The following is an 18,942-nucleotide window of genomic DNA, read 5'->3' as shown; positions in this document are numbered from 1 at the left end:
GGAGATTGGCATCCGCCCACAAAATACAACACCCAAAAGAAAAGGGCCCCGCCTTGCGGCAGGGCCCTCCTGGTTCAACGGGGCAGGACGTATCTTACTCCCAGCGATACATCGGCGCTTCGTCGAACTCGCTCTGATCGATGTCCAGGATCACATCGCCTTCGCCGTCACCTTCAGCAACGCGGATGGCGTTGGCCGGCACCACGAACTGGTCGGTGGAGGCCAGGCTCGGCGAAATCACGGCATAGCGCAGTTCACCGGAGTTGGTGAGGATCAGGTCGGTGATGCGGACATCATCCTCGCGGAAGGAAACCGGGGTCGTGGCGCCCATGATTTCCGAAGCCAGGCGGTAGTCATTCATGCCGTCCTGTTCGAAGGCGGGAAGCGTTTCGATGGTTTCTTCGGCAATCTGGACCAGCACTTCAGGCTCCTGATCGGCCGGCGCCGTCACGGTCGCGGTGTTGAAAGCGATCTGGCGCAGCTCACCGCCGACGCCGGCAACGCCGCCATCACGGATCAGGATCACAGGCGAAGCCCCATCTTCACCGAGGTAAACATCGGCAACCGTCGCGATTTCTTCGTCAGCACCATTGCGCACCGATGCGCCGATCAGGTCGGAAGCTTCCATCTCGCCCTGAGCAAGGCGGTATTCTGCGCGAACCGAATCCAGATCGGTGCGCTCATTCACGCTGGCGGTGTCCATGGTCTGGTCGTCATACTCGACAACCTGCGGACCGCGGGTTTCGTAGCCATTGGTGGCGGCCGGGCCTTCAGCCGGCGAACAAGCGGCTGCGCCAAGCAGCAGGACAGAGGCACTGGCAGTAGCAAGAAGGGTCTTCATGGGTTTGTCCTTTCGATGGGGGTAGATGTCCCACCAACGGACCCTGCGAAGAGTTGTTCCCCCACATTGCCGACTTTTCAGACTCAGGGCGGAAATGGGGCGAGGCCGCCCTCGCCGGCCGCTCAGCCCTTGCTGAGCGCGGTGCGCACGGCCTTACCCGCGCTGGCCGCCTCGATCTGGCCCGGATAGCGCGATTTCAGCTCAGTCACGCAGCGGCCCAGGTCCTTCAGCTTGGCCGCGCCCAGATCCTCAACCACCTGCCGCACGGCAATATCCAGCGCCTTGCCCGACAGCGGCTGGGGCAGGAAAGCCTTGATGATCTCGACTTCCTCGCGTTCGCGGATAGCATCGGCGATGCGGCCTTCCTCTTCATGCTCGCTGGCGGCTTCCTCGCGCTGGGCCACCATCGTCAGCAGCACGCGCTGCACATCGGCGTCCGGGCAGCCTTCGCCCTCGCCCCGCCCGCGCGCGCAGACATCCCTGTCCCGGATGGCGCACTCCACCAGGCGCAGCGTACTCAGCCGCATCTCGCTCTGCGTCCGGGCAGATTCGTCCTTGAGTGCTTGAAGGATGCGGGACTTGAGTCCCATACAGGCAGTCATATCTTCACGGCCCATGCCGGTCCTATGCCTTTCTACACCCCGCGACAAACGCCTTGCTTGACGGTGCGGAGAGTCAGCCCCAATAAGCGGCCGAGTTTTAGCCAGACCGGTTAAAACGGCGTCAACCAGCAAGGCCAGCGGCGAGAGGTATATCTTCCATGAGCAGGAATCAAGATATGGACTCAGCCACCGGTGCCTTGGCCCTTGAAGATGGTACGATTTTCGCGGGTTTCGGGGCCGGGGCGACGGGTATCAAGGTGGGGGAGCTGTGCTTCAACACGGCGATTACAGGGTATCAGGAAATCCTGACAGACCCCTCCTACGCCTCGCAGATCATCCTCTTCACCTTCCCGCATATCGGAAATGTCGGCGCAAATGCTGACGATCAGGAAGAATCCACCGCTGCTGCGGCCGACGCGGCCCGCGGCGCCATCTTCCGCGAGCCGATCACTGCGCCGTCCAACTGGCGCGCCACCGATGATTTCGGCGGCTGGCTGGCAAAGCGCGGCATCATCGGCCTTTCCGGCGTCGATACGCGCGCGCTGACCAAGCGCATCCGCGAAAAAGGCATGCCCAAGGCGGCCATCTGCCACAAGCCAGATGGAAATATCGACTTTGCCGCCCTCGTGGAGCTGGCGAAAAGCTGGGAAGGCCTCGACGGGGCAGACCTTGCTGATGTCGTTGACCAGGACGCTGCCTACGAAAACACCGACGGCCTCTGGAAGCCGCAGACCGGCCACGACAAGCTCAGCAATGCCGAGTTCCATGTCGTCGTGGTCGATTTCGGCGTGAAGAAGAACATCCTGCGCAACCTCGCCAATGCCGGCGCCCGCGCAACGGTCGTCAATGGCGATGCGACTGCCGAGCAAATCCTCGCCCTGAAACCCGATGGCGTCGTTTTCTCCAACGGCCCCGGCGACCCGGCCGCGACCTATGAGCGCTCCGGCACGATGATCAGAGCCATCGTCGCTTCCGGCCTGCCGATCCTCGGCATCTGCCTGGGCCACCAGCTGCTCGGCCTGGCGCTCGGCGCGAAGACCAAGAAAATGGCGCAGGGCCATCACGGCGCAAACCATCCCGTGAAGGATCTCACCACCGGCAAGGTCGAGATCGTCTCGATGAACCACGGCTTCACCGTTGACCCCGAGACCCTGCCCGCTGGCGTCGAAGAAAGCCACCGCTCCCTCTTCGACGGCACCAATTCGGGCCTCTCGGTCACCGGCAAGCCGATCATCTCGGTCCAGCACCACCCCGAAGCTTCGCCAGGCCCGCAAGACAGTTTCTACCTGTTCGACCGCTTCGCCGGCCTGATGCGGGGCCATCGCGGCAAATAGCAAAAGGCCGCCCGCGGGCGGCCTTCTTCTTAACGCGGACAGCCAAAGTACGACGGCCCCAGGCTTCAGCCTGCGAGCAGCCGCGAGCGATTAAACCAGCGTCGCCTCCGTCTTCGCCCGAACTTCGTCTTCCGTCACGCCCGGCGCCAGTTCGAGCAGCTTCAGCCCGCCCGGCACCACATCCATCACGCAGAGATCGGTGATGATCCGGTCCACCACGCCCTTTCCCGTCAGCGGCAGGGTGCATTCTTTCAGCACCTTGCTCTCGCCGGCCTTGTTGGCGTGGTCCATCACGACCACCACGCGGCCAACGCCCGCCACCAGGTCCATCGCCCCGCCCATGCCCTTGACCAGCTTGCCGGGGATCATCCAATTGGCAAGGTTGCCATTTTCGGCCACTTCCATCGCGCCGAGGATCGCCATGGCAATCTTCCCGCCACGGATCATCGCAAAGGAAGTCGCGCTGTCGAAATAGGCCGTCTGCGGCAGCTCGGTAATCGTCTGCTTGCCGGCATTGATCAGGTCGGGGTCTTCCTCGCCCTCGAAGGGAAACGGCCCCATGCCCAGCATGCCGTTCTCGGACTGAAGCGTCACATTCACGCCAGCCGGAATATGGTTCGCCACCAGCGTCGGAATCCCGATGCCGAGGTTCACATACATCCCGTCCTTCAGCTCCCGCGCGGCCCGCGCCGCCATATCATCGCGTGTCCAGGGCATCAGCTTGCCTCCCGCTTGCGCACAGTGCGCTGCTCAATCCGCTTCTCGTGTTTGCCCTGCACCAGCCGGTGCACATAGATGCCCGGCAGGTGGATCGCGTCGGCATCAAGCTGCCCCGGCTCCACGATCTCCTCCACTTCCATCACGCACACCTTCCCGCAGGTCGCGGCCGGCAGGTTGAAGTTGCGTGCCGTCTTGCGGAAGATCGCGTTGCCCGTTGTGTCCGCCTTCCAGGCTTTCACGATCGCAAGGTCAGCGAAGATCCCCTCTTCGAGGATGTAGGTCTGCCCGCCGAACTCCTTGTGTTCCTTGCCCTCGGCAATCACGGTGCCCACGCCAGTCTTGGTGTAGAAGCCCGGAATGCCCGCGCCCCCTGCCCGCATCCGCTCGGCAAGCGTCCCCTGCGGGTTGAACTCCAGCTCCAGCTCGCCGGAAAGATACTGCCGCATGAACTCGGCATTCTCGCCCACATATGAGCTCATCATCTTCTTCACCTGCCGGCTCTCCAGCAGCACGCCAAGGCCAAAGCCATCGACGCCGGCATTGTTGGAGGCGACGGTCAGGTTCTTCACGCCGCTGTCGCGGATCGCCGCGATGCAAAGCTCGGGAATCCCGCAGAGGCCAAAGCCGCCCGCCGCGATCAGCATCCCGTCATGCAGCAGGCCGTCCAGGGCCTCGGCTGCCGAATTGTAAACCTTGTTTGCCATCCGGCCCGTCACTCCCTTGTGCCTGCCCGCGCGGGGGAATGCCCCGGCGCTGCCAAACCCTATCATGATTTCCGGCGCCCTGAATGCCTCAGGCCGCGCCAAATTTCAACACCTGTTGAAAAGCGGATCAGACCGCTTCAACCGTCTGCTCGATCGCCCCGAAGATCGAATGCCCGCTCGTGTCGCACATCTCGATACGCACGGTGTCTCCCGGCTTCATAAACGGCGTTTTCGCCGCTCCGTCCGCGATGGTCTCGATCATGCGGATTTCCGCGATGCAGGAATAGCCCAGCCCGCCCTCTGCCACGGGCCTCCCCGCCCCGCCGTCGGCGCCCTTGTTCGATACCGTGCCCGACCCGATGATCGAGCCGGCAACCAGCGCGCGGGTTTTCGCGGCATGGGCGACAAGGCGCGGCAGGCTGAACGTGGCGTCCACACCCGCATTCGCCCGGCCGAAGGGCTTGCCGTTCAGGTCCACCCGCAGGGGGAGATGGACGAGGCCATCCCTCCAAGCATCGCCCAGCTCATCGGGCGTGACAGCGACGGGAGAAAAGGCGCTGGCGGGCTTTGCCTGGAAGAAGCCGAAGCCCTTGGCGAGTTCACCCGGGATGAGGCCGCGCAGGGAGACATCATTACAGATCATCACGAGGCGGATGAGTTTGGCCGCGTCTGCCTCGCTGACGCCCATGGGCACATCATCGGTGATGACGGCGATCTCCCCTTCCATATCGCAGCCCCAGGCTACGTCTTTGAGAGGAATAGCGTCGCGCGGGCCGAGGAAGCCATCGGAGCCGCCCTGATACATCAGCGGATCGGAATAGAAACTCTCGGGCACCTTGTCGCCCCGCGCCGCGCGGACGAGTTCGACATGATTGATATAGGCAGAGCCGTCCGCCCACTGATAGGCGCGCGGCAGCGGGCTCATCGCGTCATGTTCATGGAAGCGGAACGTCGGCACAGAGCCCAGCTCCACCTGCTCGGCCAGCATGGCCAGCTGGGGCGCATAAATCTCCCACTTGTCGAGCGCCGCCTGCAGCGTCGGCGCAATCCGCGCCGCGTCCGTCGCCCGCGTCAAATCCCTGGAAACAACAACAAGGCGCCCATCCCGGGTGCCGTTTTTCAATGTGGCAAGTTTCATCTGGAATGTTTCCTCTCAAATCTTCTAAGCCCCCCTCTCCCCTGGGAGAGGGGGTTGGGAGTGAGGGTGCGCGCCCTCTCAAATCTTTGCAAGCGGGGAAGCGGAGCGCCCCCCAGGGGGGAAGCGCGCCCTACTTCGTCTCTTCCGCGATCTTCTCATGCAGCCAGGCCGCATGCCTCGGCGCCTTCTTCGTTTGGCTCCACTCCTCGATCATCGGCTCGGCGACCGATTTCAACTGCGCCATCTGCTCCGGCGTGCCGATGTCTGCGGCCAGCTCCAGCCGGTGCCCGTTGGGATCAAAGAAATAGATCGACTTGAAGATACCATGATGCGTCGGCCCCAGAACATCGATGCCCAGCGACTCAAGGTGCGCCTTGGCCGCATGCAACTCCTCAAGGCTGCCCAGCCGCAGCGCAATATGCTGCACCCAGACCGGCGTGTTCTCGTCTCGCCCCATTTCGGGCTGCTCGGGCAGCTCGAAAAAGGCAAGCACATTGCCATTCCCCGCATCGAGGAAAATGTGCATGTACGGATCATATGCCCCGGTGGAGGGCACATGGTCCTCCGCGATCGCCAGCTGGAACTCCATGCCCAGCGTCTTCTTGTAGAACTCCACAGTCTCCTTCGCATCCTTACAGCGATAGGCGACATGATGAACGCCGCGAAGTTTAGGTGTGGTCATCTTCTTTCTCCGTCCTCCCGGAGGCTCACCCTGAGCGAAGTCGAAGGGTGGGCCGCCAGGCGGAACACTGGTGAGCCCGCGCTCGCCCTTCGACTTCGCTCAGGGTGAGCGCTCAGGGCTGGATTATACTTTTTCTTCCGTCTTCAGGACACCGCGCTGTATCTGGTCGCGCTCCATCGATTCAAACAACGCCTTGAAGTTCCCCTCGCCAAAGCCGTCCTTATAGTCGCCCTTGCGCTGGATGAATTCGAAGAACACCGGGCCAACCTGCGCCTGCGCAAAGATCTGCAGCAGGAGGCGCGGGCTGCCGCCCTCGGTCGTCCCGTCCAGAAGAAGGCCGCGCGATTGCAGCCCCTTTACGTCCTCGCCATGCCCCGGCAGGCGGCCATCGAGCATTTCGTAATAGGCCGCCGGCGGCGCCGTCATGAAGGGCACGCCCATCGTCTTCAGCTTGTCATAGCAGGCATAAAGATCATCACAGATCAGCGCGATATGCTGGATGCCCTCGCCATTGAACTCCCGCAGAAATTCCTCGATCTGGCCGCCGCCGCCCTTGCCCTCTTCATTGAGCGGTATACGGATCTTCCCGTCCGGCGCCGTCAGCGCCTTGGAGGTGAGGCCGGTATATTCGCCCTTGATGTCGAAATAGCGGATTTCCTGGAAGTTGAAGAGCTTCTCATAGAAGTCCGCCCAATACTTCATCCGCCCGCCATACACATTGTGCGTCAGGTGATCGATCAGCTTGAAGCCCGCGCCAACGGGGCGCTTGTCCACGCCCGGCAGGTATTCAAAGTCGATGTCATAGATGGAGAGTTCGTTCGCCCCGGTGTCATACCGGTCGATCAGGTAGATGATCGAATTGCCGATGCCGCGGATGCCGGGAATGTGCAGCTCCATCGGGCCCGTTTCGACCTGCACGGGCTCTGCCCCCTGTGCCAGAAGGTGATCATAAGCCTTCCGGGCATCCCGCACGCGGAAGCCCATACCGCAGGCCGACGGGCCATGCTCGCGCGCGAAATACCAGGCGGCGGATTTGGGCTCATAATTGGTGATCAGGTTGATCCCGCCCTGGCGCCACAGCTCCACGTCCTTGGAGCGGTGCCGGGCGATCTTCGTGAACCCCATCGTCTCGAATACCGGCTCCAGAATACCTTTCTTGGGGGCGGAAAACTCGATGAACTCGAATCCATCGAGACCTGCGGGATTGTCGAATAGATCAGCCATGGCAAAAGGCTCCATATTGCGTGTGTGGAATATATAGTTTCATATGTAACTAATATCGCCGCGCGCCGCAAGTGATGGATCAAACAGGGTTTCCGATGTCCGAAGTTCCCCCGCTCCGCCTGTCCACCTTCCTGCCCTTCCGGCTGTCGGTGCTCTCCAACGCCATCTCCCAGCGGATCGCGGAGCTTTACGACCGCGAGTTCGGCCTCTCCATCTGGCAATGGCGCGTCATGGCGGTCACCGCCGACACGCCCGGCATCTCCGCCACCGAGATCGGCCAGCGTACCCAGATGGACAAGGTCGCCGTCAGCCGCGCCGTCGCCGGCCTGATCGAGATGGGGTATCTCGAACGCCGCCCCTCCGAAGATGACGCCCGCCGCGCTAACCTCTACCTCACCCCCGCCGGCGCCGAGGTCTACAAGCTGATCGTTCCCCTCGCCAAAGCCGAAGAGGCCCGCCTCGTCGCCGCGCTGTCAGAGGCCGAACAGGCCGAACTCACCCGCCTGATGATCAAACTCGCCCAAACCGCCTCCCCCGACCGCGACCTCTGGTGACGCCCAAACCTGCAGCAAACGCGCAATGTCAGGACATCGAACTCCGTACCCTGCTGATCTCGGTCACCAGATGGGCTCGCGCCCCTCGGCCGGAAGAACGGCGTCACGCAAAACCGGCCGCCCCAAAGGACCGCGCTCCGGCCCTGTGTGCCGGAAAAAGCCCGCCTACCCTGCCCGGCGCCGTCTCTGGCGCAGGCCGCGCGCCACGGGCGCATCTTCCTCCAAGGTCAGCCGCTCCACCAGGCGGGCGATGAAGGCCGACAGCTGGTCGCGCACTTCATACGGCGCTTCCATCGGCAGGAAATGGGATGTGCCGCGCACCGCCCGCATCATCAGCGATGGGTTCTGCTGGATGATCTGGGCACGCACCTTGTCGGAAATCACCGAATCCCTTGTCGGCCGCATGATGACGATGGGAATCTTGTTCTTGCGCACCTTCTTCAGCGCGGCCCACGGCGCATGGCGTTGCGCGCCAAAAGTCCTGGCTTCCCATTTCGGCGTGCAGGTCAGCGCCCAGCGCTGGGTATCAGCGTCCTGCGGGCCGGTGTCCACGCGGTCGATCCCGTCGAGCAGATAGTCCGCCAGGAAAGGTTCGCGCCATGACTGGAACGCGCCCCGTCCGGTGTAAGACTTCAGCGCCTCGGGGAAGGATCCGAACTCGCCCCGGCGCTTCTTCGCGCGCGAGGCCATCTTGTTGCGCGCAAACAGCCAGTTGAAGGGAGGAAACACATGGTTCCAGAAATAGGTCTTCCGTGAAAGGATCACCGGGTCTGCCAGCACGAGGCCTTTCACCAGGTCCGGCCGCTTGCCCGCCACCAGCAGGGCCACGCATCCGCCCATCGAATGCCCGCCCAGCACTACGCCCTGGGGCGCTTCCTTCTCCAGGAACTCGATCACGTCATCGCGGTAACGGTTCCAGCTCGTCAGGCCGCCCTTGGTCGGAATGGTCGTGCGGCCATGGCCGCGCATGTCCAGCGCGCCGATCCGGGCGCGCAGGCCAAGTGGCGCCAGAAGGGACTGATAGGTCATCGCGTTGAAGCCGGTCGCATGGATCCAGATGGCGGCAAACGGCTTGATCGGATCGCCAAACTCGATCCCGGTCATCTCGCCGCCGGATTTCATCTCTTCGCGGAACCGGCGCATCAGCTGCGATCTCCGCCGCGCGCCGCCGCTTCAAAATTCTCCAGCACCCGCGCCTCCCGGTTCTCTTCTCTCTTTACCGATGGACCGTGTCCTGCGGCCACTCCCCTGCAGACTTTCCGCATATCTGCGGAGGACGCAACCACCTGGCCGGGTTTCTTCACGTTACTCTACTCCACACGACTCGCCAGCAGCACACACCGGACTGGAGAAACTCTACAAGAGCGTTTCCCGGAAATGAAGGGACGGGAAGCCGCGCCGCCCAGACAGGAAGCAGCTTACGCCGATTTCATATTCCCCCTATTGACCACGCTTGTAGTCAATCGTATTGACCACGTGTGTAGTCGACAGGGGTTTCCTACCATGATGCAGATCTCAGCCGCCGAACTTGAAGTCATGGGGGTCCTCTGGGAGGAACCCGGTCTCGCCGCGTCCGATGTCCATGAGAAGCTGGGCGACGGGAAAGACTGGAATGTCCGCACGGTTAAAACCTTCCTCGCCCGCCTGGTCGAGAAAGGCGCCCTCACCACCCGTGAGGATGGCCGCCGCTATCTCTATTTCCCCGCCATCGACGAGGCTGAATACAAGGCCAAGGCGGCCGGCCAGTTCGTGGACCGGGTGTTCTCCGGCCGCGCCGCTCCGCTGGTCGCCCATCTCGCCGACACGCGCGGCCTTACTCATGATGATATCGCCGAACTCGAAAAGCTTCTGGGGGAGCTGAAGAAATGATTATCCAGCTTCCCGATACCTATCTGGCTCATGCGCTTGAAGCGGCTCTGGCCGTTACGCTCCTGATCATCCTGGTGCTTGTGGTCCGCAAGCCGGTAGCCCGGCATTTCGGCGCCGGCATAGCCTACGCCCTCTGGCTGCTGCCGGTGGCCCGGCTGGTCCTGCCGCCGTTGCCGCATGACGTGCAGGCCTCCCTTTTCAGCTGGTTCCGCCTTCCCGCGACCAGCGATGGCGGCGCCGTCACCGCCAGCACCAGCACCGCGCATGAAACGGTAACCGCCGCCTCGGCCATGGCCAGCAGCGCCGCGCCGGCCATCCCGGCCGAAATTCTCCCGGCTGCCCAACCAGTCATCACCGAGGCACCGGTCAACCTGGCCGCGCCCGCCCCCTTGCAGGGCCTCCTCGAAACACCAGACCTTCTGGCCTATGCCGGCATGACGGTCCTTGCCGTCTGGCTCGCCGGGGTTGCCTATGTGCTCGCCCGCAGCCTCTACACCCACATGCAGTTCATGGCTGTGGTAGAGCGCGAAGGCCAGCCGGTGACCGGTCACCTGGAAGCGCTCTCGATCGAAGTGGCGCGAGAAGCTGGCCTCAAGCGGCTGCCGCGGATCGTCACCAGCCTGATCTCCAGCGGCCCCTTCGTCACCGGCCTCTTCCGCCCCGCTGTGGTCCTGCCCGCCTGGTTTGCCGAAGACTATTCCCGCACCGAAGCCCGCGCCGCCATTGCGCATGAGTTGACCCATGTGAAACGCGGCGACCTCTGGGCCCTGCAGGCATCCGAAATCTTCCTTGCCCTGATGTGGTTCAACCCGCTGGCCTATATCGCCCGCCAGGCATTCCGCACCGATCAGGAAGCGGCTTGTGACGCCGATGTGCTGCGCCGCGGCCATGCCAGCCCCCATGCCTATGGCTCGACGCTGGTGAAAGCCGTGCGGATGCAGATGCCAGCCCGCATTGCGCTGACCACCAGCCTGCCCCTCACCCACGCCCTCAAGGAAAGGCTGAAGCTGATGTCCTATCCCGCCCCTGACTCGCGCCGCCGCTGGATCGGATTTGGCGCCGCCGTTCTCCTCGGCACCACGGCGCTGGTAGGCACGGCTTCCGTGGCCGCAGCTGGAGAAAACCACCGCAAGGATCTCAAAATCCAGAATGGCACGCTCTGGCTCGACGGCGAAAAGATCGACAACCGCCAGGTGGTCCTCCTGACCGACCCGGTGCAGGGCATCCTGCCCAAACCGCCGGTGCCGCCGGAGGTCAAGGACCTGTCGGCCAGCATCGCACGAGATGTGGCCGAGCTCACCGGTCCGGAAGTGCTCGGCGCCGTCGCCGACATGAGCAAGGACCCGGACTTCCTGGAGATCACCCGTCTCAGCACCGAGCTCGCAATGATGGGCGCAAGCCTCGGCACCCAAGCGGCCTTTGAAGGCATTTCGATGAACTTCGCCGGCATGTCCGAAGATGAAATCGATGCCTGGGCCGAGGAGTTTGAAGCTCGCATGGAAGCTAAAGCTGCCCAGATCGAAGCGCGCGCCGCAGAGATGGAAGCTCAGATCGAAGCCCGCTCTGCCCGGCTTGAAGCCCGTATGGACAAGGCCAACGAGGTTCGCGCCGAGGCACTTGAGCGCCAAATAGAAGCCAATGCCGCGCGGATCGAGGCTGAAGCGGCCCGCATCGAAGCCGAAGTCGAGCGCTATTACGGCAAGGACTTCGAAGCCCGGGTCGAAGCGCGCACCTCGGTGATCCCCGATCTGGTCCAGGAGTGCGTCGCCCTCAACCTGGCCGAAGGTGAAACCCGGATCGTCGAGCGCAAGACCGATGATGGCTACAGCGTGAAGATTGCCTGCGCTGCCGGAGGCAAGGACGTGCTGCGCACGGAAAAGACGATCGGGTTCATCAATTCGAATGATGGCCTCAGCGAGCAGGAGAAAGCCAAATTCCGCCAGCAATCGTCCGCCAGCAACAAGCATACCTTCACCTTCTCCACCAAAACCAGCAGCGACAAAAAGCAGGCCGTACCCGCGCCCCCGGCCCCTGCTGAAATTCCTGCGGATCTGCTGGGTGAGGAGAAGCATACGAGCCTCTTCCCCTTCTCCCCGGCCTTGCGCCTTAATGAGGAGAGCTGCGGCGCGGCTTGAACCAGCGCTTCCCGCGCCCGGCAGTTGCGGCTAGGGTCGAGCAAAAGCTCACCGCCCGGAGGCCCTCCTGCATGATGATCCGCTTTGCCCTGGCCGCCATGGCGCTTGCCTCACTCGGCGCCTGCGCTACCCAGCCCGAGCCCTGCACCACCGAATGGGTGCAGTACCGCACTGACCGTATCCTCGGCAAATTCGCCATGGAGAATCGCGGCCTCGTCAATGATCTGCGCCGGCTGACGCGCGAAGATGGCCGGGTTGATCCGGTGCAGAGCGTGATCCTCGCGGCCAAGGCCGAAGACATCCAGCGCTTTGCCCGCAGCTTTGAAACCGTTGTGGTGCCGGAACTGAATTCAGCCATAGCGCAATGCGGGCGGCATGAGAATTTTGTGCCGGCCTTCACCCAGTTCCTGCGCAATGAAGGCGTGCCGGAAGCCTCGCTGCAATGGGTCGGCCCGATCCTGGCGCTTGTCCAGGTCATGCAGAATGACGGGCAGCTGCAATCCTCCCCCCGCCTCTGATCGGGGAATACGGACATGCAGACCCTGATCGTTGTTCCCGCCCGCTATGGCTCCACCCGGCTGCCGGGCAAACCGCTGGCCAAGATCGCCGGCAAGACGATGGTAAGCCGCGTGGCTGATCTTGCCCGGCGCGCTGCGGCCCAGCTCGGCAAGGGCACCGAATGCGTGGTCGCCACCGATGACACGCGTATCCTCGAATACTGCCGCGACAATAACATCAGTGTCGTGATGACCGACCCGGCCCTGCCCTCGGGGTCTGACCGGGCTCTCGCCGCGGTTGATGGTCTTGGCATGAGCCCGGACTTCGTGGTGAACCTGCAGGGCGATGCGCCTTTCACGCCCGTGGCCCATGTTGTGGCTGTCGTCAAAGCGCTTGAGAAATCCGGCGCCGACGCGGCCACGCCCTATATCCAGCTGAGCTGGGCCGCGCTCGACCAGCTGCGCGCCCACAAGGCCGAAACGGCCTTCTCCGGTACGACGCTGGTAAGAAACCCCAAGGGCCAGGCGATCTGGTTTTCCAAGAATATCCTGCCTGCCATCCGCAAGGAACCTGAGCTCCGCAAGCTGAACGATCTCTCGCCGGTCTGCCAGCATGTCGGCCTTTACGGCTTCCGTCTCGATACGCTGCGGCGCTACTGCGCCCTGCCTGAAAGCTATTATGAGCGGCTGGAAGGGCTGGAACAGCTGCGCCTGATCGAGAACGGGTTCACGGTTCAGGCCGTCGAGGTAAAGCCCGGCCGGATCGCCATTCCCGGCATTGATACGGCCGAGGATATTGCCCTTGCCGAGCGGCTCGTGGCCGAACTGGGCGAACCGGACGCAGCCTGAGCCATGGCCCGCCTGTTTATCGTCCGCCATGGCAACACCTTCGACAAGGGCGATACCGTCACCCGTGTCGGCGCGCGCACGGACCTGCCGCTCTCCGTCTCTGGCCGCGAGCAGGCCCGCCATCTGGCGGCGCACTTTGCCGGGACGCGCTTCACCGCTGCCCTGTGTTCCACGCTGGTGCGCACCCGGCAGACAGCCCGCGCGATCCTCAGCCAGCGGAGCGACAGCCCGGCCCTGCTGATCGCGCCGTTCCTGACCGAAATCGACTATGGCCCGGATGAAAACCAGCCGGAAGACGTGGTTGCTGCGCGGCTTGGCCCGGCGCTGGAAGCCTGGGACCGCGACGGCACGCCCCCGCCGGGCTGGAAGGTTGACCCCGGCGTCCTCCGCGTCGGCTGGCGTGCCCTGCTCGCGCGGGCGGCAAAGTTGCCGGAAGACGCCAACGCATTGATCGTTACCTCCAACGGCATCGCTCGCTTCCTGCCCGATGTGGTGGACGAAATGCCCGCCGGGCTTGACCGGAAACTCAAGACCGGGGCCTGGGGCGAACTGATCGTAACACCGGCCCGCAGCGAGCTGCTCAGCTGGAACCAGCGCCCCTGATCCTCAGGCCACATCCCGCTGGATATCGAAGCGGAGCGCTGACGGCCCGCCGATCGGCAACACAAAGGCGACCGTTGTTCCCTCACCATAGATGGAAGACAGCAGCATCCGCCCCCCATGCATCTCGGCAAAGGATTTGGTGAGGGCGAGGCCGAGGCCCGTGCCCTCATGGTTGCGGTCCTTGGTCTTGGCCACCTGCTCGAAAGGCTGGGCCAGGCGCGGCAGGTCTTCGGGCGGAATACCGATCCCGGTATCGGTGACGCCGAAATAGATATCGGTGCCCCGCTGCTCGACGCGTACGGTGATGGTGCCGGCATTGTCAGTGAATTTGACCGCGTTGGAAAGCAGGTTCAGCATCATCTGCCGGATGGCGCGGTGATCGGCGTCGATATCAGGCAGGTTGTCTTCGGCCTCGAGCACAAGATGGATCGCCTTTTCCTCGGCCTTGCGGCGGATCATGCGCATGGCGGCGTCCACCGGATCGATCGGATCAATCGGCTGTGGGCTGATGGTCATCTTGCCCGCTTCGATCTTGGCCATATCGAGGATGTCGTTGATCATGTCGAGCAGGTGCTGGCCGGACATGAGAATATCCTTGGCATATTCCTTGTACGACGGATCGCCCAGCGGGCCGGCAAGCTCGTTCGTCATGATTTCCGAAAAGCCGATCACGGCATTCAGCGGCGTGCGCAGCTCATGACTCATATTGGCCAGGAAGGCGGATTTGGCGAGCGCGGCGCGCTCGGCCTTTTCCTTTTCTTCGGAATATTTCCGGGTGAGTTCATTGGAGCGGCCTTCGGAACGCTCAAGGTCCAGCGCGGCGCGGCGCAGCTTTTCCTTCTGCTTCTTCAACTCGTCCTCATTGCGGACATTCTCGGTCACATCGATGCCGACCGTGATCAGCCCGCCATCCGGCGTGGCGCGCTCTACCATCTTCAGCCAGCGGCCATTGCGCAGGGCGAGCATCGTCGTGCGCATGTCTTCCTCGGACCGGCGTTCATTGGCCACCGCCCCTGCCCGCGCGATCACCACCGTGTCATGGCTCATGCCCGGCCGCAGCGTATCCTGCAGCCCGAAATCCAGCGCGAAGGCACGGTTCCAGTAGAGCAGGCGCTTGCGCGTATCCCAGAGAGCAAAGGGGCCGTTGAAGCCTTCAATGGCGTTGCGCAGACGGCGCTCTGCCGTCTTCACCCGGTCTTCGGCCTGCTTGCGCTCGGTCGCGTCCATCATGATGCCGCCGAAAACAGTCGTGCCGGTGACAGGATCGGTGGAGACGCTGCCGCGCATTTCGATCCAGCGCAGCGGGCTGGTCTGGGCAATGAAAGTGAGATGTACCCAGCCGATGCTGCGAGCCTTGGAGAAGCCCTCCTTCACATAGCTGCGGCTTTCCACCGGCACGCGGTCGAGCAGTTCCTCGAGCGCCACGCGGCCTGAACTGGCGATGCCGACCAGATCTGCCGCCCCTTCACTGAGGAAGAGGGCGCCCGGCCCCTGATACCATTCCCAATAGCCCGCCCGCGCGCCGCGCATCACGAGGCCGAGAATACGGTCGGACTCCTCGTTGCGGGTTTCCTGGATCGCGATCTCCCGCTGGCGCAGGGAAAGCCGCCGCGACAGGCCGAACAGCGTGAAGGTGGGCGCGGCCACCAGGAGGGCGAAGATCGCGAAGCTGAGAAGATCAGCCCGCGTCAGGAGGGGCTGCCTGACCGCGACACAGACTGACAGCGCGCCGCTGCCTGCCGGGGCGCAGGCGATTGCCGCGCGTGTGCCGCCCGCAGAGATGATCCGGGGACGGGGCGCGCCCGCCGCCGCTGCAGCCGCCAGAGACGCATCACCGGTTCCGAACGTGTTCCCCTCGCCCAGCAGGGTGATCCGGCCCCCCTCCCCCGGCTGGCCAATCAGTTGGGAAGCCTGCGTCAGCGCCATGACGGGATTGCGCTCGTCCAGCGCCGCCAGGAAGACGATATCTCCCTGCGCCGAGAGGCCGATCAGGGCGCCTTCTTCCATCATCCGGTTGGCGGCCGCCACGCCCGCGCCAAGGCGTGAGGTTTCGGGCGATTGAGACGCGTCGCGCAGGGAAACGATGGCATCAATGCCCGGCGTGAGGCTGGCGGTTTCAGCCCGCGGAACACTGCCGCCCTCGGCAATCGAAATGGCGGTTATGGCAACATTGCCCGCAGCTTCGATCCGCGCGGCCAGATGGCGGGCTTCGCTCTCGATCTGGATGAGGCGGCTGGCTTCGGCGGACTGGCGCTCGTCCCAGGCCTTGAGACCGAGCGCAAGCGCGAGGAGCCCGAGGATCAGCGGAACCAGAACGCGCAGCCGGCGTGCCTCCGCCTTTGCTGCAGCCGTGTCAGCGGCAGCAGCTGGTGTAAGCTGAGAACGGGCCTGCGATCTTGCCAAGGTGGAGCCTGACGCCTGCTACTTCCGGGAAACAGTCAGCCTACCTTTTCCGCCTGAAACATTGACCGCTCGTTAACAAAGTTAGCTGTGGAATTAACCTTTCGCGTCCCCGTCGAGGGCGCGGCTGGCAATGTCCATCGCATTGGGAGAAAGACCTGCTGCAACAAGGCGCTTGAGGCACCCTTCCGCCTCTGCGCCCGCCTTGGGTTCCAGCAGGCGCCACTGTTCGAATGCCGTCATCAGGCGCGCGCCCAGGGCGGGGTTGGCCTTGTCGGCGGCCAGGATCGTCTCTTCTACCGCCCGGTAGCCGGAGCCATCGGGGGCGTGGAAGGCGGCGAGGTTCTGCATCGCAAAGGCGGCGACCACCGAACGCACCCGGTTGGGATTGCGCAGATCAAAATCCGGATGGGCAATCAGGCGGCGGACATCCTCTGCCGTGCCCAGGCCAGCCTGAACCGAGAACCATTTGTCCATGACGAGGGCGTTCTGCTTCCATCTGGCTTCAAAATCCGCCAGTGCCTCTTCCTTACCCGCCCCTGCCGAAACCGTCAGCGCGCGCAGCGCCGAGAGCTGCTCGGTCATGTTGGGCGCATTGCGGTAGAGATCGAGCAGGGTGCCGGCCGCGTCACCGCGCCCGCCCAGCAGCATGATGAAGGCTGACCGCAGCGCGCGGATCGACGCCTGCTCTGCGCCCGGATTGTAGGGCGCAGGCGAAGCTTTCGCGAGGGTCTCGGAAATTTCCGGGGCAAGCTCGGCGGCAATCGCGGCCTGCAGCTTGCGGCGGGCGGCCGAGAGGGCGACCGGATCGGCAGGCTCGCGCTCCAGAAACAGCTCGCCCACATCCGGCAGGCGCGTCAGCAGCGCGGCAAAGGCCGGGTCGCCCATCGCGCCGCGAACCGCCTGGCCGATAGCGCCAACGAGGGCAGTATCCGGCGAGGTCTGCGAACCGTCTGCCAGGGTGAGAATTTCCTCCTTGATCAGCGTCTGCAGACCGTCCCAGGTGTTGAAGGGGTCGGTCTCGGCCCGGACGAGGGCGAGCCGTTCATCCCGGCTGAGCGCGCGCTTGAGGCGCACCGGAGCGGAGAAATCGCGGTTGAGCGACACAAGCGGGCGCGCGCTGCCGGCCGGCAGGCGGAACACCATTTCGGCCTGCTCGGTATCCAGCACATAGAGGAACGGCTCGGCGGCGCGGTCAGTAGCGGCGACATGCCCACCCTTCCCGTCCAGCAGCGCGGAAAGCAACGGCACCGGCACCGGCTTCTTCACCGGCTGGCCATGGGTGGGGCGGGTGTATTGGGAGAGCTTCACTGTCAGGGTCGAACTCGCCGCGTCCCAGCTTTCCTCCACCGTGATTTCCGGCGTGCCGGCCTGGGCATACCAGCGGCGGAACTGGGCAAAGTCCTGCCCTGTTGCCGCTTCAAAGCAGGCGTAAAAGTCTTCGATCGTGACCGCCTGGCCATCATGGCGCTCAAAATAGAGATCCATGCCTTTTCGGAAATCCTGCGAACCGATCTGCCTGCGGAGCATTCCGATCAGCTCGGAGCCTTTCTCATACACGGTTGCCGTGTAGAGATTGTCGATGGCGGCGTAATTGTCCGGGCGCACCGAATGGGCCAGCGGGCCGGCATCTTCGGCAAACTGGCGGGCGCGCAGCTTGATCACATCCTTGATGCGCTGAACCGGGCGCGAGCGCATGTCGGCGGAGAAGTTCTGATCCCGGAAGACCGTGAGCCCTTCCTTCAGGCAGAGCTGGAACCAGTCGCGGCAGGTGATGCGGTTGCCGGTCCAGTTGTGGAAATATTCATGCGCCACGATGGATTCGATGGCTTCAAAATCAAGATCAGTGGCCGTGGCTTCATCTGCCAGCACATAGGCGGAGTTGAAGATGTTGAGGCCCTTGTTTTCCATGGCGCCGAAATTGAAGTCGCGCACCGCCACGATGTTGAACACGCCGAGATCGTATTCGCGGCCATAGGCTTCCTCGTCCCAGCGCATGGAGCGTTTGAGGCTGTCCATCGCCCAGGCGGCGCGGGCGGCCTCGCCCTTGTCGACATAGATGCCGAGATCGACAGGCGCGCCGCTGGCCGTGGTGAAGCTGTCGCGCAGCACATCATACTCGCCGGCGCAGAGGGCGAAGAGATAGGCAGGTTTCTTATGGGGATCATCCCATTCGGCAAAATGCCAGCCACTCTCCAGGTCGCCCGCCTCCCCCGGCGTGCCGTTGGAAAGGAGGTGAGGATATTTCGCCTTCTCCGCTTCAATCCGCACACGGAAGCTGCTCATGACATCCGGGCGGTCGGGATAATAAGTGATGCGGCGGAAGCCGATGGCTTCACACTGGGTGCAGAAGCGCCCGCCAGAGATGTAGAGCCCCGAAAGGGCGGTGTTCTTCTCCGGCGAAATCTCCACCACCGTTTCAAGGGTGAACGGCCCCGACGGCGGCGCCGTCAGTGTCAGCCCGTGATCATCCAGCGCATAGTCCGAAGGCGGCAGGATCGAGAGTGCGCTCCCCTCGGCAGCCAGCCGGATCGATTTCAGCGTCAGGGCCTCCCCGTCGAGCCGCATCGGGCCGCTGCCTGCCGGGGTCACCTTCATTGTGGCGCGCACCTGCGTGGCGGCGGGGTCCAGCCGGAACTCCAGGCGGACCTCATCAATCGAGAAGGGATAGGGCGTATAATCGGCAAGGCGGACGGCGACGGGAGTTTCAGTTCGCATCAATCGGGTCTCCGGGAGGGGTGACAGGCCTGCAGGGATACCGGAGCGGGCCTGCGCCGTCGAGGCCCGTTG

Annotated in this window: 17 protein-coding genes; 7 read left to right on the top strand and 10 right to left on the bottom strand. The window is 63.6% G+C overall.

What is annotated here, in order from left to right:
- Positions 1 to 94: 94 nt before the first annotated feature.
- On the bottom strand, positions 95 to 841 hold the full coding sequence (locus tag HPO_RS19530) for a PRC-barrel domain-containing protein (protein WP_051612197.1): 747 nt from the start codon (positions 839 to 841) through the stop codon (positions 95 to 97).
- A 122-nt stretch (positions 842 to 963) separates the two neighbouring features.
- Positions 964 to 1,431, bottom strand: coding sequence for a GatB/YqeY domain-containing protein (locus HPO_RS02720; protein WP_035594278.1), 468 nt, complete (start codon positions 1,429 to 1,431; stop codon positions 964 to 966).
- Positions 1,432 to 1,619: 188 nt separating this feature from the next.
- Between HPO_RS02720 and carA the strand changes: the two genes are divergently transcribed.
- The gene (gene carA / locus HPO_RS02715) at positions 1,620 to 2,777 is read left to right on the top strand and encodes a glutamine-hydrolyzing carbamoyl-phosphate synthase small subunit (protein WP_084324112.1); all 1,158 of its coding nucleotides are present in this window, start codon (positions 1,620 to 1,622) and stop codon (positions 2,775 to 2,777) included.
- Between the two features lie 90 nt (positions 2,778 to 2,867).
- Here the strand turns inward: carA and HPO_RS02710 are convergent, their stop codons facing one another.
- The 5 genes from HPO_RS02710 to hppD form a co-directional block, all read right to left on the bottom strand.
- On the bottom strand, positions 2,868 to 3,494 hold the full coding sequence (locus tag HPO_RS02710) for a CoA transferase subunit B (protein ID WP_035594112.1): 627 nt from the start codon (positions 3,492 to 3,494) through the stop codon (positions 2,868 to 2,870).
- Positions 3,494 to 4,201: a CoA transferase subunit A gene (locus HPO_RS02705; RefSeq protein ID WP_035594110.1), complete on the bottom strand. Its 708-nt coding sequence runs from the start codon at positions 4,199 to 4,201 to the stop codon at positions 3,494 to 3,496. Before HPO_RS02705 ends, HPO_RS02710 begins: the two co-directional genes overlap by 1 nt.
- Before the next feature lie 127 nt (positions 4,202 to 4,328).
- A complete protein-coding gene (locus tag HPO_RS02700; RefSeq protein ID WP_035594108.1) occupies positions 4,329 to 5,339 on the bottom strand; it encodes a fumarylacetoacetate hydrolase family protein in 1,011 nt (336 codons plus the stop codon).
- Between the two features lie 130 nt (positions 5,340 to 5,469).
- Complete coding sequence (locus tag HPO_RS02695) at positions 5,470 to 6,021, bottom strand: VOC family protein (protein WP_035594106.1); 552 nt, start codon at positions 6,019 to 6,021, stop codon at positions 5,470 to 5,472.
- Between the two features lie 123 nt (positions 6,022 to 6,144).
- Positions 6,145 to 7,245 carry a 4-hydroxyphenylpyruvate dioxygenase gene (gene hppD, locus HPO_RS02690; RefSeq protein WP_157532636.1) on the bottom strand — a complete coding sequence of 367 codons (1,101 nt, stop codon included), beginning with the start codon at positions 7,243 to 7,245 and terminating at the stop codon, positions 6,145 to 6,147.
- A 95-nt stretch (positions 7,246 to 7,340) separates the two neighbouring features.
- Here hppD and HPO_RS02685 point away from each other — a divergent pair, with 95 nt between their 5' ends.
- Positions 7,341 to 7,799 carry a MarR family winged helix-turn-helix transcriptional regulator gene (locus HPO_RS02685; RefSeq protein ID WP_035594102.1) on the top strand — a complete coding sequence of 153 codons (459 nt, stop codon included), beginning with the start codon at positions 7,341 to 7,343 and terminating at the stop codon, positions 7,797 to 7,799.
- 165 nt (positions 7,800 to 7,964) lie between these two features.
- Here the strand turns inward: HPO_RS02685 and HPO_RS02680 are convergent, their stop codons facing one another.
- Positions 7,965 to 8,942: an alpha/beta fold hydrolase gene (locus tag HPO_RS02680; protein ID WP_233349237.1), complete on the bottom strand. Its 978-nt coding sequence runs from the start codon at positions 8,940 to 8,942 to the stop codon at positions 7,965 to 7,967.
- A gap of 360 nt (positions 8,943 to 9,302) precedes the next feature.
- On the opposite strand from HPO_RS02680, the gene HPO_RS02675 reads away from it, so the two are divergent.
- From HPO_RS02675 to HPO_RS02655, 5 genes are all read left to right on the top strand, one after another.
- Positions 9,303 to 9,668, top strand: a complete 366-nt coding sequence (locus tag HPO_RS02675; protein WP_035594099.1) for a BlaI/MecI/CopY family transcriptional regulator — start codon at positions 9,303 to 9,305, stop codon at positions 9,666 to 9,668.
- Positions 9,665 to 11,803 carry a M56 family metallopeptidase gene (locus HPO_RS02670; RefSeq protein ID WP_035594097.1) on the top strand — a complete coding sequence of 713 codons (2,139 nt, stop codon included), beginning with the start codon at positions 9,665 to 9,667 and terminating at the stop codon, positions 11,801 to 11,803. Before HPO_RS02675 ends, HPO_RS02670 begins: the two co-directional genes overlap by 4 nt.
- A 71-nt stretch (positions 11,804 to 11,874) precedes the next feature.
- A complete protein-coding gene (locus HPO_RS02665; protein WP_035594094.1) occupies positions 11,875 to 12,321 on the top strand; it encodes a hypothetical protein in 447 nt (148 codons plus the stop codon).
- Between the two features lie 15 nt (positions 12,322 to 12,336).
- Positions 12,337 to 13,149, top strand: coding sequence for a 3-deoxy-manno-octulosonate cytidylyltransferase family protein (locus tag HPO_RS02660; RefSeq protein ID WP_035594093.1), 813 nt, complete (start codon positions 12,337 to 12,339; stop codon positions 13,147 to 13,149).
- A 3-nt stretch (positions 13,150 to 13,152) separates the two neighbouring features.
- Positions 13,153 to 13,752, top strand: coding sequence for a histidine phosphatase family protein (locus tag HPO_RS02655; RefSeq protein WP_035594091.1), 600 nt, complete (start codon positions 13,153 to 13,155; stop codon positions 13,750 to 13,752).
- 3 nt (positions 13,753 to 13,755) lie between these two features.
- On the opposite strand, the gene HPO_RS02650 is transcribed toward HPO_RS02655, so the two are convergent.
- Positions 13,756 to 16,155 carry a sensor histidine kinase gene (locus HPO_RS02650; protein ID WP_051612195.1) on the bottom strand — a complete coding sequence of 800 codons (2,400 nt, stop codon included), beginning with the start codon at positions 16,153 to 16,155 and terminating at the stop codon, positions 13,756 to 13,758.
- Between the two features lie 93 nt (positions 16,156 to 16,248).
- Positions 16,249 to 18,870: an aminopeptidase N gene (pepN, locus tag HPO_RS02645; protein WP_035594089.1), complete on the bottom strand. Its 2,622-nt coding sequence runs from the start codon at positions 18,868 to 18,870 to the stop codon at positions 16,249 to 16,251.
- Between the last annotated feature and the right edge of the window lie 72 nt (positions 18,871 to 18,942).

This window comes from Hyphomonas polymorpha PS728, from assembly GCF_000685315.1.
Lineage (GTDB): Bacteria > Pseudomonadota > Alphaproteobacteria > Caulobacterales > Hyphomonadaceae > Hyphomonas > Hyphomonas polymorpha.
The sequence above is the reverse complement of the archived record's forward strand: the minus strand, read 5'-3'. Positions and strand labels throughout refer to the sequence as shown.

Coding starts and splice junctions, on each gene's coding strand:
- HPO_RS19530 (WP_051612197.1), bottom strand. CDS start 841: ATGAAGACCCTTCTTGCTACTGCCAGTGCCTCTGTCCTGCTGCTTGGC.
- HPO_RS02720 (WP_035594278.1), bottom strand. CDS start 1,431: ATGGGACTCAAGTCCCGCATCCTTCAAGCACTCAAGGACGAATCTGCC.
- carA (WP_084324112.1), top strand. CDS start 1,620: ATGGACTCAGCCACCGGTGCCTTGGCCCTTGAAGATGGTACGATTTTC.
- HPO_RS02710 (WP_035594112.1), bottom strand. CDS start 3,494: ATGCCCTGGACACGCGATGATATGGCGGCGCGGGCCGCGCGGGAGCTG.
- HPO_RS02705 (WP_035594110.1), bottom strand. CDS start 4,201: ATGGCAAACAAGGTTTACAATTCGGCAGCCGAGGCCCTGGACGGCCTG.
- HPO_RS02700 (WP_035594108.1), bottom strand. CDS start 5,339: ATGAAACTTGCCACATTGAAAAACGGCACCCGGGATGGGCGCCTTGTT.
- HPO_RS02695 (WP_035594106.1), bottom strand. CDS start 6,021: ATGACCACACCTAAACTTCGCGGCGTTCATCATGTCGCCTATCGCTGT.
- hppD (WP_157532636.1), bottom strand. CDS start 7,245: ATGGCTGATCTATTCGACAATCCCGCAGGTCTCGATGGATTCGAGTTC.
- HPO_RS02685 (WP_035594102.1), top strand. CDS start 7,341: ATGTCCGAAGTTCCCCCGCTCCGCCTGTCCACCTTCCTGCCCTTCCGG.
- HPO_RS02680 (WP_233349237.1), bottom strand. CDS start 8,942: ATGCGCCGGTTCCGCGAAGAGATGAAATCCGGCGGCGAGATGACCGGG.
- HPO_RS02675 (WP_035594099.1), top strand. CDS start 9,303: ATGATGCAGATCTCAGCCGCCGAACTTGAAGTCATGGGGGTCCTCTGG.
- HPO_RS02670 (WP_035594097.1), top strand. CDS start 9,665: ATGATTATCCAGCTTCCCGATACCTATCTGGCTCATGCGCTTGAAGCG.
- HPO_RS02665 (WP_035594094.1), top strand. CDS start 11,875: ATGATGATCCGCTTTGCCCTGGCCGCCATGGCGCTTGCCTCACTCGGC.
- HPO_RS02660 (WP_035594093.1), top strand. CDS start 12,337: ATGCAGACCCTGATCGTTGTTCCCGCCCGCTATGGCTCCACCCGGCTG.
- HPO_RS02655 (WP_035594091.1), top strand. CDS start 13,153: ATGGCCCGCCTGTTTATCGTCCGCCATGGCAACACCTTCGACAAGGGC.
- pepN (WP_035594089.1), bottom strand. CDS start 18,870: ATGCGAACTGAAACTCCCGTCGCCGTCCGCCTTGCCGATTATACGCCC.